The sequence below is a fragment of the Pseudomonas sp. yb_9 genome, assembly GCF_043103635.1.
GTDB classification, from domain to species: domain Bacteria; phylum Pseudomonadota; class Gammaproteobacteria; order Pseudomonadales; family Pseudomonadaceae; genus Aquipseudomonas; species Aquipseudomonas monteilii.
The window spans coordinates 112,791-127,181 of record NZ_JBICKA010000052.1 but is presented as its reverse complement, the minus strand read 5'-3'; the positions used below and the strand labels follow the sequence as shown (position 1 = coordinate 127,181).

The 14,391-nt window shown below is 62.0% G+C and carries 12 protein-coding genes and 2 pseudogenes; 10 read left to right on the top strand and 4 right to left on the bottom strand.

Features of this window, described 5'->3' with window-relative positions:
- Positions 1 to 4: 4 nt before the first annotated feature.
- The 8 genes from ACF8MI_RS15550 (at position 5) to ACF8MI_RS15515 (ending at position 9,451) form a co-directional block, all read left to right on the top strand.
- Positions 5 to 880: an ABC transporter substrate-binding protein gene (locus tag ACF8MI_RS15550; protein ID WP_104834964.1), complete on the top strand. Its 876-nt coding sequence runs from the start codon at positions 5 to 7 to the stop codon at positions 878 to 880.
- 9 nt (positions 881 to 889) lie between these two features.
- Positions 890 to 1,651 (top strand): quinoprotein dehydrogenase-associated SoxYZ-like carrier, encoded by a 762-nt coding sequence (locus ACF8MI_RS15545; protein WP_016714299.1) that lies wholly within the window; start codon positions 890 to 892, stop codon positions 1,649 to 1,651.
- A 39-nt stretch (positions 1,652 to 1,690) separates the two neighbouring features.
- Positions 1,691 to 2,647, top strand: coding sequence for a quinoprotein relay system zinc metallohydrolase 1 (locus ACF8MI_RS15540; protein WP_060499178.1), 957 nt, complete (start codon positions 1,691 to 1,693; stop codon positions 2,645 to 2,647).
- A gap of 105 nt (positions 2,648 to 2,752) precedes the next feature.
- On the top strand, positions 2,753 to 4,540 hold the full coding sequence (gene pedH / locus ACF8MI_RS15535; protein WP_200928527.1) for a PQQ-dependent alcohol dehydrogenase PedH: 1,788 nt from the start codon (positions 2,753 to 2,755) through the stop codon (positions 4,538 to 4,540).
- Between the two features lie 133 nt (positions 4,541 to 4,673).
- On the top strand, positions 4,674 to 6,194 hold the full coding sequence (locus ACF8MI_RS15530; protein ID WP_104834961.1) for an aldehyde dehydrogenase family protein: 1,521 nt from the start codon (positions 4,674 to 4,676) through the stop codon (positions 6,192 to 6,194).
- A gap of 229 nt (positions 6,195 to 6,423) precedes the next feature.
- The gene (pqqA, locus tag ACF8MI_RS15525) at positions 6,424 to 6,495 is read left to right on the top strand and encodes a pyrroloquinoline quinone precursor peptide PqqA (RefSeq protein ID WP_010455123.1); all 72 of its coding nucleotides are present in this window, start codon (positions 6,424 to 6,426) and stop codon (positions 6,493 to 6,495) included.
- Positions 6,496 to 6,639: 144 nt separating this feature from the next.
- A complete protein-coding gene (gene ercA / locus ACF8MI_RS15520; RefSeq protein ID WP_014591380.1) occupies positions 6,640 to 7,803 on the top strand; it encodes an alcohol dehydrogenase-like regulatory protein ErcA in 1,164 nt (387 codons plus the stop codon).
- Positions 7,787 to 9,451 (top strand): NahK/ErcS family hybrid sensor histidine kinase/response regulator, encoded by a 1,665-nt coding sequence (locus ACF8MI_RS15515; RefSeq protein WP_060499175.1) that lies wholly within the window; start codon positions 7,787 to 7,789, stop codon positions 9,449 to 9,451. Before ercA ends, ACF8MI_RS15515 begins: the two co-directional genes overlap by 17 nt.
- A gap of 168 nt (positions 9,452 to 9,619) precedes the next feature.
- Here ACF8MI_RS15515 and ACF8MI_RS15510 read toward each other — a convergent pair.
- Positions 9,620 to 9,874 (bottom strand): annotated as a pseudogene (locus ACF8MI_RS15510) (hypothetical protein); the annotation flags it as partial.
- Here ACF8MI_RS15510 and ACF8MI_RS15505 point away from each other — a divergent pair.
- Positions 9,866 to 9,988 carry a hypothetical protein gene (locus ACF8MI_RS15505; RefSeq protein WP_263298266.1) on the top strand — a complete coding sequence of 41 codons (123 nt, stop codon included), beginning with the start codon at positions 9,866 to 9,868 and terminating at the stop codon, positions 9,986 to 9,988. The pseudogene ACF8MI_RS15510 and the gene ACF8MI_RS15505 overlap by 9 nt on opposite strands.
- A gap of 224 nt (positions 9,989 to 10,212) precedes the next feature.
- Here ACF8MI_RS15505 and dsdC read toward each other — a convergent pair whose 3' ends face one another.
- From dsdC to ACF8MI_RS15490, 3 genes are read right to left on the bottom strand one after another with little or no spacing between them, the layout of a single operon-like run.
- Positions 10,213 to 11,160, bottom strand: a complete 948-nt coding sequence (dsdC, locus tag ACF8MI_RS15500; protein WP_200928525.1) for a DNA-binding transcriptional regulator DsdC — start codon at positions 11,158 to 11,160, stop codon at positions 10,213 to 10,215.
- A gap of 34 nt (positions 11,161 to 11,194) precedes the next feature.
- Positions 11,195 to 12,544: a D-serine ammonia-lyase gene (locus ACF8MI_RS15495; RefSeq protein WP_060499172.1), complete on the bottom strand. Its 1,350-nt coding sequence runs from the start codon at positions 12,542 to 12,544 to the stop codon at positions 11,195 to 11,197.
- Positions 12,545 to 12,578: 34 nt separating this feature from the next.
- Positions 12,579 to 13,922, bottom strand: coding sequence for a gluconate:H+ symporter (locus tag ACF8MI_RS15490; protein ID WP_200928524.1), 1,344 nt, complete (start codon positions 13,920 to 13,922; stop codon positions 12,579 to 12,581).
- Positions 13,923 to 14,119: 197 nt separating this feature from the next.
- Here ACF8MI_RS15490 and ACF8MI_RS15485 point away from each other — a divergent pair.
- Positions 14,120 to 14,383 (top strand): annotated as a pseudogene (locus tag ACF8MI_RS15485) (DUF3077 domain-containing protein).
- Positions 14,384 to 14,391: the final 8 nt, after the last annotated feature.

Here is a 14,391-nt window from a genome sequence, read left to right as displayed (position 1 = left end):
GGCCATGCGTCTGTGGGCGGTGCTGTTGAGCGGCCTGCTGCTGTGTTGCGCAGCAGCCCAGGCGCAGGTGCGCAACTATGACGCGATCATCGCTGCCGGCGAGTTGAAGGTGGCGGTGTACAAGGATTTTGCCCCTTACAGTTTCGAGGACCACGGCAAGCCCCGCGGTGTGGATGTGGAGCTGGCACAGGCCCTGGCCACGGCCATGGGGGTGCGCCTGCATCTGATGTGGGCGCCGCCCGGGGAAAAGCTCGACGATGACCTGCGCGATTATATCTGGCGCGGCAGCCCGCTGCGCCACCAGCAGTTGGCCGACCTGATGATGCGGGTGCCTTACGACCACGACTATGCGCAAAAACGCAACGAGGTGGGCGAGCTGGAAAACGGCCAGGTGGTGATGTTCGGCCCCTATCAGGAAGAGCGCTGGCAAGTCGCGTACGACCGCCGTCGACTGGCATCGGTGGCCAGTGTGGCAGTGTTCCAGCAGCACCCCATCGGGGTCGAGGTAGACAGCGTGCCGTCGTTTTACCTGACGTCGGTGTTCAACGGCATGCTCAGTGCCAAAACCCACCATTACCCCGGTGTGCAACAGGCGTTCGCCGCGATGCAGGCCGGGCAGGTGGACGCGGTGATGGCCATGCGCGGCGAGGTTGACTGGCAACTGCACCAGGCTGCCGATCCGCAACTGGCGCTGGCGGAAAACGCCTACCCCAACCTGGGCAAGCAGGCCTGGGAGATTGGCATGGCGGTGCATGAAAGCAATCGCCAGTTGGCCTATGCCGTGGAAGAAGCCCTCGAAGCGATGATCCGTGATGGCCGGCTCAAGGCCATGTATGCTGCTTACGGCCTGCGTTACGAGGTCCCGGAGATGTATCAATAGGAGCAGGCCATGAACTGGCGAGCGACTTTTTTGCTGGCCTGCTGGATGCCTTGTGCGGCCCTGGCGGCCACGCAAGGTACCCAGACAGACCCGGTACCCTCGGTAATGTGGGACTTCTACCACAAGCAGCTACTGGGCCAGGCCGCGTTCGTCTTCGACGACCGGGTCAAGCTTCTGGCGCCGCCGTTTGCCGAGGACGCGCGCCAGGTGCCGCTGGAGATCGATGCCCGGGCGTTTTCTGGCGATGTGGTACGTATCATCGCCTGGGCGGAGCTGAACCCTTTGCCGCGTATTGTCGATTTCCAGCCCGGCGAGCGCGTGCTGCCCTGGTTGTCGATCCGCATCCGCATCGAACAGGCCACGCCGCTGCGCGCTGCGGTGCAGACGCGTGACGGCCTGTGGCACGTCGGCTCGACCCTGATCGACGCCGCTGGCGGTGGCTGCACCGCACCCAGTGTGGTGCGCACGCAACCTGGCTGGGAGGAGCACCTCGGCGAAGTGCTGGGCGGGCGCTACCCGCGTGGCGACAGCAGCCGCTTGCGCCTGCAGGTGGCTCACCCGATGGATAACGGCCTGGTCAGCGGCATTCCCGAATTCTTCCTCAACCAGGCCGAGTTGCAAGATGCGAACGGCCAGCGCCTGGCCCACCTCGAGCTGTACCCGGCCGTCAGCGAAAACCCCAACCTCGGGTTCGATATCCAGGGCCCCGGGCCGACCCGGCTGGTGCTGCAGGACAACAGTGGCAACCAGTTCGAGGCGGCGGTGCCCTGACCCTGTTGCCCGACTTCACCTGTGACCAGAGGCGCCTGTATGCGTTGGATACCCTTGTTGCTGCTGTGCCTGGGCCTGCCGGCCTGGGCTGACTTTGAATATCGGCTTGCACCTCGGCAAATAGCCGCAGATACCTGGCTGCTGGAAGGCAGCACCGACAATTTCGCCAGGAGCAACGGCGGCAACATCGTCAACACCGCGTTCATCGTCACCGACAGCGGTGTGGTGGTGATCGACAGCGGCCCCTCGAAACGCTACGGCGAAGCGCTGCGCCAGGCCATCGCCTCCACCACCGAAAAGCCGGTGCTGGAGGTGCTGCTGACCCATCATCACCCCGACCATGTGCTGGGCAACCAGGCCTTCACCGATGTCCCTATCGGGGCATTGGCCGGTACCGGTGATTTGTTGCGCCAGCAGGGCGATGCCATGGCTGAGAACATGTACCGCCTGGTCGGCGACTGGATGCGCGGCACCGAAGTCGTGCTGCCCAGCCGTGTGCTGGAGGCGGGTATCCACGAGGTCGGCGGGCACCGGCTGCGTCTGCTGGCCCTGGGCGGGCATACCGGTGCCGACTTGGCGATTCTGGATGAAAAGACCGGCGTGCTGTTCGCCGGCGACCTGGTGTTTTACGAGCGTGCCCTGACCACGCCCAACAGCCCGGGGCTGGAGGTGTGGCTCAAGGATCTGGACACCTTGCAAGCGCTGCCCTGGAAGCAGCTGGTGCCGGGTCATGGTCCGGTTGCCAGCGATGCCCGGCCCTTTGCGCAGATGCGCGACTACCTGGGCTGGCTGGATGGCCTGATGCGCGACGGCGCGGCCCGTGGTGATGACATGGCCGAGATGATCCGCAGCCCCATCCCCGCGCGATTTGCCGGTATCAGCCTGACGCGGTACGAGTTGATTCGCAGCGTCAGTCACCTGTATCCGCGTTATGAGCGTCAGCGTTTACAGCGCGTTGATAGTGAACCGTCCGCCAGCCTTGTACCAAGGAACTAGAAATCTCCGCACTGCGGGCAATTGTTGGCAACCGGGTCGGGACCAAGAATTCCCGGCACACCGGGAAATTTTCCCGGATACAACAAAAAACCAAAGGTAGCCGTCATGACCCGATCCCCGCGTCGCCCCTTGTTCGCCGTGAGCCTGGTGTTCAGCGCCATGCTGCTTGCTGGTGCGGCCCACGCCGCTGTCAGCAATGAAGAAATCCTTCAGGACCCGAAGAACCCGCAGCAGATCGTGACCAATGGCCTGGGCGTGCAGGGCCAGCGCTACAGCCCGCTGGACCTGCTCAATGCCAACAACGTCAAGGAACTGCGCCCGGTCTGGGCGTTCTCTTTTGGCGGTGAGAAGCAGCGCGGCCAGCAGGCCCAGCCGCTGATCAAGGACGGGGTGATGTACCTGACCGGCTCCTACTCGCGGGTGTTTGCCGTGGACGCCCGCACCGGCAAGAAACTGTGGCAATACGATGCGCGCCTGCCGGATGACATTCGCCCGTGCTGCGACGTGATCAACCGGGGCGTGGCACTGTACGGCGACCTGGTGTTCTTCGGCACGCTGGACGCCAAGCTGGTGGCCTTGAACAAGGACACCGGCAAGGTGGTGTGGAGCAAGAAGGTGGCCGACCACAAGGAAGGCTATTCCATCAGTGCCGCGCCCATGATCGTCAACGGTAAGTTGATCACCGGCGTGGCCGGTGGCGAGTTCGGCGTGGTGGGCAAGATCCAGGCCTACAACCCGGTGAACGGCGAGCTGCTGTGGATGCGCCCTACCGTGGAAGGGCATATGGGCTACGTGTACAAAGACGGCAAGGCCATCGAAAACGGTATCTCCGGCGGCGAGGCGGGCAAGACCTGGCCAGGCGACCTGTGGAAGACCGGCGGCGCTGCGCCGTGGCTGGGCGGTTACTACGACCCGGAAACCAACCTGATCCTGTTCGGCACCGGCAACCCGGCGCCATGGAACTCGCACCTGCGCCCTGGCGACAACCTGTATTCCTCGTCGCGCCTGGCGTTGAACCCGGACGACGGCACCATCAAGTGGCACTTCCAGAGCACGCCGCATGACGGCTGGGACTTCGACGGCGTCAACGAGCTGATTTCGTTCAACTACAAGGACGGCGGCAAAGAGATCAAGGCCGCCGCCACCGCCGACCGTAACGGCTTCTTCTACGTGTTGGACCGCACCAACGGCAAGTTCATCCGTGGCTTCCCCTTCGTCGACAAGATCACCTGGGCCACCGGCCTGGACAAGGACGGGCGGCCGATCTACAACGAAGCCAGCCGCCCGGGCGCACCGGGTAGCGAGGCCAAAGGCAGCTCGGTGTTCGTCGCGCCGGCCTTCCTCGGTGCCAAGAACTGGATGCCGATGGCCTACAACAAGGACACCGGGTTGTTCTACGTGCCGTCCAACGAGTGGGGCATGGACATCTGGAACGAAGGCATTGCCTACAAGAAGGGTGCGGCGTTCCTCGGTGCCGGCTTCACCATCAAGCCGCTCAACGAAGACTACATCGGCGTGCTGCGTGCCATCGACCCGATCAGCGGCAAGGAAGTGTGGCGCCACAAGAACTACGCGCCGCTGTGGGGCGGGGTGCTGACCACCAAGGGCAACCTGGTGTTTACCGGTACGCCGGAAGGTTTCCTGCAGGCCTTCAACGCCAAGACCGGTGACAAGGTCTGGGAATTCCAGACCGGCTCCGGCGTGCTCGGCTCGCCCGTGACCTGGGAAATGGACGGCGAGCAATATGTGTCGGTGGTTTCCGGGTGGGGCGGCGCCGTACCGCTGTGGGGCGGCGAAGTGGCCAAGCGGGTCAAGGACTTCAACCAGGGCGGCATGCTCTGGACCTTCAAGCTGCCCAAGCAGTTGCAGCAAACGGCCAGCGCCAAGCCGTAAGGCTGCGGCCCTGCCGCCTACTACCAAATGAGGAGAGCCCCGCTGCCAACGATGCATTCGCCTGGCACGCGGGGCTTTTTACCATCGCTGCATCGCCTGTCGCTGGACAGGCATCGACCCACAGAGGCTCAGCATGATCTACGCACAACCCGGAACTCCAGGCGCCGTCGTGTCCTTCAAGCCACGCTATGGCAACTTCATCAACGGCGCGTTCGTGCCGCCATTGGCTGGCCAGTACTTCACCAACAGCTCGCCGGTCAATGGCCAGCCGATCGCCGAATTCCCGCGCTCCACCGCTCAGGACATCGATCGGGCGCTGGACGCTGCGCATGCCGCCGCTGAAGCCTGGGGCAAGACCTCGGTGCAGGACCGCGCCCTGGTGCTGCTGAAAATCGCCGACCGTATCGAGCAGAACCTGGAGGTGCTGGCCGTTACCGAAAGCTGGGACAACGGCAAGGCCGTGCGCGAAACGCTCAATGCCGACGTGCCGCTTGCGGCCGATCACTTCCGCTATTTCGCCGGCTGCATTCGTGCCCAGGAAGGCGGGGCGGCCGAGATCAACGAAGGCACCGTGGCCTATCACATTCACGAGCCGCTGGGTGTGGTCGGGCAAATCATCCCGTGGAACTTCCCGCTGCTGATGGCAGCCTGGAAGCTTGCCCCGGCCCTGGCTGCCGGCAACTGCGTAGTGCTCAAACCGGCTGAACAGACACCGCTGTCGATCACCATTTTTGCTGAGCTGATTGCCGACCTGCTGCCGGCCGGCGTGCTGAACATCGTCCAGGGCTTTGGCCGTGAGGCTGGCGAGGCGTTGGCCACCAGCAAGCGCATTGCCAAGATCGCCTTCACCGGCTCCACCCCGGTGGGCTCGCACATCATGAAATGCGCCGCCGAGAACATCATCCCGTCTACTGTCGAACTGGGCGGCAAGTCGCCGAACATCTTCTTCGAAGACATCATGCAGGCGGAGCCCGCGTTCATCGAAAAGGCCGCCGAAGGCCTGGTGCTGGCGTTCTTCAACCAGGGCGAAGTGTGCACTTGCCCGTCGCGGGCGCTGATCCAGGAGTCGATCTACGAGCCGTTCATGGCCGAGGTGATGAAAAAGATCGCCAAGATCACCCGGGGCAACCCGTTGGACACCGAGACCATGGTGGGCGCCCAGGCTTCGGAACAGCAATATGACAAGATCCTCTCTTACCTGGATATCGCCCGGGAAGAGGGTGCGCAGCTGCTCACCGGTGGTGCTGCCGAGCGGCTGCAAGGCGACCTGGCCACGGGTTACTACATCCAGCCGACCCTGCTCAAGGGCACCAACGCGATGCGCGTGTTCCAGGAGGAAATCTTCGGGCCGGTGGTGGGCGTGACCACCTTCAAGGACGAAGCCGAAGCGCTGGCGATCGCCAACGACACCGAGTTTGGCCTGGGTGCCGGCCTCTGGACCCGCGATATCAACCGTGCTTACCGCATGGGCCGTGGGATCAAGGCTGGCCGCGTGTGGACCAACTGCTATCACCTGTACCCGGCGCATGCGGCGTTTGGCGGGTACAAGAAGTCGGGGGTGGGCCGTGAGACCCACAAGATGATGCTTGACCACTATCAGCAGACCAAGAACTTGCTGGTGAGCTACGACATCAACCCATTGGGCTTCTTCTAAACCGCGTCGCCTTCTTCGCGGGTAAACCCGCTCCCACAGGGATTGCACAGTTTTCAAGACTTGTGCGGTACCTGTGGGAGCGGGTTTACCCGCGAATAGGCCGGCACAGGTATCTTCTCCCTCCTACCAATGCACTCTGCAACTTCCTTCCAAAGTAGCATTCGGCTCAGTCCGTTCCCGTGCATTAATGCCTCTACCGGAATCCCCCGGCATAAGAAGAGGATTGCCCATGTGGAATAAACCCGCCTTTACCGACCTGCGCATCGGCTTTGAAGTGACGATGTATTTCGCCAATCGTTGATGTGCCGCCCGGCCATCGCCACGGTGGCCGGTTCCCCCTGATTCCCTGTGGTTGAGCCAGTGCCACGCTTTGGTCTGGTTGCTTTCGCTGCGGGATGCTTTACGCTGGCAGTTACCTTCCAGAACAATAAGAACAGGCTTCACGATGAGCCAGAGTTTCAGCCCGCTTCGCAAGTTTGTATCGCCTGAAATCATCTTCGGTGCCGGTTGCCGGCATAACGTTGCCAATTACGCCAAAACCTTCGGCGCCCGCAAGGTGCTGGTGGTCAGCGACCCCGGCGTGATTGCCGCCGGCTGGGTGGCGGATGTGGAAGCCAGCCTGCAGGCGCAGGGCATCGACTACTGCCTGTATACGGCTGTATCGCCCAACCCACGGGTGGAAGAGGTGATGCTCGGCGCCGAAATCTACCGGCAAAACCACTGCGACGTGATCGTCGCCGTGGGCGGCGGCAGCCCGATGGATTGCGGCAAGGCCATCGGCATCGTGGTTGCCCATGGGCGCAGCATCCTCGAATTCGAAGGCGTGGACATGATCCGCGTGCCCAGCCCGCCGCTGATCCTGATCCCCACCACCGCCGGCACCTCGGCGGACGTGTCGCAGTTCGTGATCATTTCCAACCAGCAGGAACGCATGAAGTTCTCCATCGTCAGCAAGGCGGTGGTGCCGGATGTGTCGCTGATCGACCCGCAAACCACCCTGAGCATGGACCCGTTCCTGTCGGCCTGTACTGGTATCGATGCGCTGGTGCATGCCATCGAGGCCTTCGTGTCCACCGGCCATGGCCCGCTGACCGACCCCCACGCGCTGGAAGCCATGCGCCTGATCAATGGCAACCTGGTGGAGATGATCGCCAACCCCACCGATATCGCCCTGCGCGAGAAGATCATGCTGGGCAGCATGCAGGCGGGGCTTGCGTTTTCCAACGCGATCCTGGGTGCAGTGCACGCGATGTCGCACAGCCTTGGCGGGTTTCTGGACCTGCCCCATGGCTTGTGCAACGCGGTGCTGGTGGAGCACGTGGTGGCGTTCAACTACAGCTCGGCGCCGGAGCGCTTCAAGGTGATTGCCGAGGTGTTCGGCATTGATTGCCGTGGCCTCAACCACCGGCAGATTTGCGGGCGCCTGGTGGAACACCTGATCGCCCTGAAGCACGCCATCGGCTTCCACGAAACCCTGGGCCTGCACGGCGTGCGCACGTCCGATATTCCGTTCCTGTCGCAGCATGCGATGGATGATCCGTGCATTCTCACCAACCCCCGCGCGTCGAGCCAGCGTGATGTCGAGGTGGTCTATGGCGAGGCCCTCTGACGAGCAGCAGCGGGCGCTGGCCGGGCTGCTGGGGCTCGGCGACCACTCGGCGCGCAAAAGCCATTATCCGGAGCTTTCTGCCCGCCTGGACGAACTGGAAGCCGAACGCAACCGCTATAAATGGCTGTTCGAAAACGCCGTGCACGGCATTTTCCAGGCCAGCCTGCAGGACGGCATGCGTGCCGCCAACCCGGCGTTGGCGCGCATGCTTGGCTACGACGACCCGCAAGCGGTGCTGTTTTCCCTGACTGACCTGGCCACTCACCTGTTTGACGGCGGCGCCGAAGAACTGCAGGCGATTACCGCGATCCTCGCCCGTGAGCGCAGCCTGCACGGCTACGAAACCCGCCTGCGCCGCAAGGATGGCAGCCACCTGGATGTGCTGATGAACCTGCTGCTAAAGCCAGGGCAGGAAGGGCTGGTGGAAGGTTTTGTCGCCGACATCACCGAACGCAAGCAGGCCCAGCAGCGTTTGCAACAGCTCAACGACGAACTGGAACAACGGGTTGCTGCGCGTACCGATGAATTGCTGGAGGCCCGGGATGCCGCAGAGGCCGCCAACCGCAGCAAGGACAAATACCTTGCCGCCGCCAGCCATGACTTGCTGCAACCGCTGAACGCCGCCCGCTTGCTGATCTCTACCTTGCGCGAACGGCCTTTGCCAGAGGCCGAGCATGTGCTGGTGGAGCGCACCCACCAGGCCCTGGAAGGCGCCGAAGACCTGTTGACCGACCTGCTGGACATTTCCCGGCTCGACCAGGCAGCGGTCAAACCGGACGTGGCCGTGTACCGTCTCGACGAAGTCTTCGCGCCGCTGGTCTCGGAGTTTCGCACAGTGGCTGATGCGGCAGGCCTGACGCTGCACGCACGTATCGCTGACCATGCCATCAGCACCGACCTGCGGTTGCTGACGCGCATTCTGCGCAACTTCCTCAGCAATGCCTGCCGCTACACCGACGAAGGCCGGATACTGCTAGGTGCCAGGCGCCGTGGCGAGCATCTGCGGCTTGAGGTGTGGGACACTGGCCGGGGCATTGCTGCGGATCGGCTGGATGCCATTTTCCTCGAATTCAACCAGTTGGACGTCGGCCGTGCTGCGGATCGCAAAGGGGTGGGGCTGGGGCTGGCTATCGTTGAACGGATTGCCAAGATTCTCGGTTACCGGATCGAGGTACGTTCATGGCCGGGGCGCGGCTCGATGTTCAGTATCGAGGTACCGATTGGCAAAGAAGTGCCGCTGGCCGTTCACCAGGCTGTGCCGCTGCCAAGTGCCGGCAACCCGCTGCCGGGCCGCCGCTTGCTGGTGCTGGACAACGAAGTGAGCATCCTCGAGAGCATGGGCGCGTTGCTGGAGCAGTGGGGCTGTGAAGTGGTCACTGCAACCGATCAGGAGGCAGCTTTGCTGGCGTTGCAGGGGCGGGCTCCGGAATTGATCCTGGCCGACTACCACCTCGACCATGGGGTGGTGGGCTGCCAGGTGGTCAAGCACTTGCGTGAGCATTTTGCGGTTGCGATACCAGCGGTGATCATTACCGCCGACCGCAGCGACCAGTGCCGTCGGGGCTTGCAGAAGTTGGGGGCGCCGCTGCTGAACAAGCCGGTTAAACCGGGGAAACTGCGCGCGGTATTGAGCCAGTTGTTGGGGTAATTCATCATCGCCCGTTAACGACCTACAGCGAACTAGAGCAACCAGGGCACACCGTTAACTTTGGATCCAGTTGTGAGTAAAATCTTGCTCTTCGGTCAGCATTGTAGAATGTTAGTCTACTCACTAACGTGACTTTAAATAACGCTGGTCGGTGGTGGTGTTCAGGCAGTGCTGGCCGGTCAGGGTCTGCAAGGCGATGATCGCCAGCACGAAGGGCAGCAGCGCCAGCACCGAGGCCCACAGCACTGCCAACGGCTCTGCCACCAGGGCAGCGATGACCGCACCGGAGATCATCTTGCGCAGGGCGATATGCGGTACGCCCAGGTTGCGCAGGAAGTTGGCTTCGCGCATCAGGGGTGGGGCCATGGTGTCGCCGGGGATGCCGAGCAATGCCGTGGGGACGGCGTGGGTCATGTGCTTGGCGCCAACCATGCGCTGGACCTGATCATTCGCCGCTTCGTGGTACCGGGCGATGCGGTGCTGGTGGAAAACCCGGGCTACTACCCGTCATCGACGAGTTGGCCGACTTGCAGATGAGGTTGCACACCAGTTGTTCGGAACTGTGCGAACGCACGGCGGATGTGATCCTCAGCGAAGGGCATTACCTGCGGCACCCGATGCGCCTCCAGAACCGGGTGCGGGAGGCTACCGCCGGAGGCGATCTTCCGGACCAACCAGAAGGCCGTGACGCCCTGGACCCGGTTCAATGTGGCCTATTTGCAGGAACTGGTGTTTGCGCAGTGCATCCGTGGTTGAGCAAGTCAATGGCTTGAGTCGGGCGCTTGGGCGCATTCCACAAGCCAGTCGATCAACACCTGCAACCGTCTGGGCATCGGGTCATGAGGCGGGTAGACCAGGTAGTAGCCATAGCTGGGGGTCTCGACGAAACCACCCAACGGCAGGACCAGCTCACCGCGTGCAATGCGCTCTCTGACCAGTTGTTCCCGGCCGATGGCGATGCCGGCATGGTTCAGCGCTGCGAGTGTGCAAAGGTCGGAGCGATCGAATGTTAGAAACCGGTGTGGAGGGGTAATACCGGCGCCGGTGGTGCTGGCCCACAGCTGCCACTCTGCATCGAATGCAGCATTGTCCCAGGCTGCTACGTCATGCAAGGCGGTGCAGTGGTCCAGCCGGTGCAGGTCGCCGGTCAATGCATGGATTTCTGCGTAATGGGGGGAGCACACGGGGGCGATCCGCTCGTTCATCAAGTGGAGGGTCTTGAGCCCGGGGTGATGGCCATCCGAGTAACAGAGGACCAGGTCGATCTTGCGTGTGCGGTAGTCGATGCTCTCATTGCCCACCCTGATATCCAGCTGGATATCAGGGTAGTGGGAAGTGAACTGCGCAAGCCGCGGCACCAGCCAGCATTGTGCTACTGACGGGCGTACATACAATGTCAGTTGGCCGGCGATCTCGGCGTGAGCGCGTTCCTGCACGGCCTCGCTGAGCTCATCCATGGTCCGCTGCATGACCGCGAACAGGCGCTCGCCGTCTTCGGTGAGGCTGACCTTGCGCGGCATGCGATGGAACAGCTTGAGCGCCAGTTCATCTTCGAGGCGATTGATGCGATGGCTTACAGCGCTGGCCGTCAGGCACAGCTCATCCGCGGCCCGCGAAAAGCTCAAGTGCCGTGCGGCCACCAGAAAAACATGCAGGCTGCCCAGGTGCGAGCCATTGAGTTTCACGGCGGCGGCGCCGGTTTTTTTCATCTATCAATCCTTTCGCACAATGTACTGACTGCGGTTACACGTTTGCCTGCAAGCTGTACCCCTTCGCCAGGTAGGCGTTGAACTCATCGTCCGGTACCATGCTGCCACCCGTGCCCCAGACGAGGTGAGTGGCCTGCTGAAGCTGAGCGGGGGTGAAGCCCTGGCGCGCCAGGTACTCACCTGCTTGCAGTACCCGTACCATACCGGGTACGCCGGCCAGGGCAGAGGGTTCCAGTTTGACCTTGTCCTGCTCATAGGCGATGACCATCAAGCGGTACAGCGCTTCGTCGGTCACCGTGTAGTAACCATCTATCAGCCGCTGCATGGCCTTGCCGACAAATCCGGACGGGCGACCGACCGCTAGGCCGTCGGCGGCGGTGATGTTGTCGATGCCGAAGTCTTGCACACTGGTTTCATCGTGCAGGCCGGTATAGACACCCAGCAGCATGCAGGGGGAGTGGGTGGGCTCGGCAAAGATACAGTGCACCGCATCGCCGAACACCAGCTTCAGCCCGAATGCGACACCACCGGGGCCGCCCCCGACGCCGCACGGCAGGTACACGAACAGCGGATGATCTGCGTTCACCTGGATGCCGGCCTGGTCGAATTGGCGTGCCAAGCGCTCGGCGGCAACGGCATAGCCGAGGAACAGCTGCGGGGAGTTTTCGTCGTCGACAAAGTAACAGCTGGAGTCAGAAGCCGCCTGCTGGCGCCCTTGCTCGACCGCCACGCTGTAGTCGGAGGCATGCTCTACCACCGTTACGCCGTTGGCACGCAGCTTGTCCTTCTTCCATTGCCTTGCGTCAGACGACATGTGCACGCTTACCTGGAAGCCCAGCTTGGCGCTCATGATGCCAATCGACAGCCCGAGGTTGCCGGTTGAACCTACGGCGATCTTGTACTGGCTGAAGAATGCGCGGGCCTGGTCGCTGGCCAGTTTGCTGTAGTCATCCGTTGGCGTGATCAAGCCGGCCGCCAAGGCCAGGTCTTCGGCGTGCTTGAGCACTTCATGAATACCGCCCCGGGCTTTGATCGAGCCGGAAATAGGCAAGTCACTGTCCGCCTTGAGCCACAGGCTGCCCACGTTTTGCAGTGATCCTTCCTCGATTAGAAGTTCGCGAAGCTGCGCCAGCGGCGTGATGTGCGATTCGATGACACCACCGGTAGCGGCTGTCTCGGGGAACACGGTGGCGAGGTAAGGTGCAAATCGCTGCAACCGTACGCTTGTCGCCAGCACGTCAGCAGCCGTCAGGCCTACGTCGTGCAGGGCCTCGGCAGCTCCGGCGATACCAGGGTTGAACCAGCTGGTCTCTTTCAGGGCAACCAGGTCGGCGATGATCGGGTGGCTTTGTTGCCAGGCTTCAAGGGTTTTTCCGTGAATCATGATTTCACCTGTTGCGCAGTATGTGCAGAGTAGATCAGACAATCTTCGAAAGGAGCAGGGTCAGGCACAAGGCAACTACCGAGGCCAGTACTGTAGCGGCCGTGAACTTCTTCAGTGCGTCGCTCAGGGAAAGGCCCAGGTATTCCTTCACCACCCAGAACGCCGAGTCGGTGATGTGGGGCCAGCCGATGGCCCCGGCGCCGATAGCGATCACCAGGATTTCCCGGTTGTATTCCGGATGCTGGCCAAGCATCGGCATGACCATGCCGGCCGCGCTGATCATTGCAACGGTGGCCGAGCCGACAGCAAAGTGCATGATCCCGGCAATCAACCAGGCAAGGATGATCGGATTGAGTTGCGTATGGTTGAGCACATCGGCCAGTGCCTTGCCGATACCGCTGCCCACGAGCATGTCATTGAAGGCGCCACCGGCACCGATGATCAGCAGAATGCCGGCCAGGGGAGGGAAGCAGCGCTGGGTCAGGCTCAGCAGGCCAGCCATGTGCAGGCCGCGACGCAAGCCAAGCGCCCAGTAGGCGAACACCACCGACAGCGTCAGGGCAATCAATGGGCTGCCGAAAAACGCCACCCACTCATACAGCGCAGACCCCTTGTCCAGAACAGTGACTGCCAGAGTTTTGCCAACCATCAACAGAAGCGGCAGCAGTACGGTGGCGAGTGTGATGCCGAAGGCGGGCATTGGCTGTTCTTCTGCTTGAGTCACCGTGCGTGCAGACAGGAAGGCCTGTTGGGATTCGCTGGCTTCACGTCGGCAGGTGAAACGCACCCACAGCGGGCCCGCGACGATGGCGGTCGGGAGGCCAACGATCAGCCCGTACAGGATGACAGTGCCGATATCCGCATTGAGCATGCCGGTAATGGCCGTGGCGGCGGGGTGTGGTGGAAGAATGCAGTGCACCACCATCAGCGAGGTGGCCAGTGGCACACCGAGGTACAGCATGCTGATGCGGGTTTGACGTGCGACCACGTAGATCAGCGGAATCAACAGGACGAAGCCAACCTCGAAGAACACCGGGATGCCGGCGATGAAGCCAACGAGCATCATTGCCCAGGAGGCATTGCGTTCACCCAGCGTGTTCAAAAGCGTGGTGGCGATGCGTTTGGCACCTCCAGACTCTTCCAGCAATTTGCCGAGGATACTGCCCAGGCCGATGATACCGGCGAGAAAGCCCAGCGTGCCGCCCATGCCTTTCTCGAATGCGGCCACAATTGCCGTGGGCGCCATGCCGGTGCCGACACCTACCACCAGGCTTGCGGCCATCAACGCGAGAAAAGGGTGGACTTTGAATTTGCTGATCATGGCTACGATCAGGAGTATTGCAGTGCCCAGGACGAATAATGAGAACGTTGGAGTCATCGTGTAGTTATCTCTATCGCTGATCGCTTCCGTGCGAGCTTCTTGTTGGTTTGCACCCATTAGATTTCAGCGATTTGATCGACTCAAACGATGGCTCCTCACAGCATGGATGAATGCATGTCATGCATGCTGATACACAGCTGCCACCTTTCCGTTTGACAGCGGGTTGGCGGTGGCCCTCCCGAGAACACAGTGCGATGTACACACAGAAAAACAAATTCACCGTCGGCAAAACCACCTTCTACCAAGGTGAAAACCAGACCCACCCCCTGTTCCGTATCGAGGCCGGCATTCCTTGCCAGAGCGCTCGCGAGCAGGCTTCAGAGTTGATGGGCTACGCACGGGACATGACCCTGGATGGCTTGATGGAAGACAAACCGTAGCTGATTTGGGCCTCGCATTACCTGTGTGCCTTGGCCAAGGCACTCATGGATGATGCCGAGTTGGGCATGATGAAGTGAGTCACCGG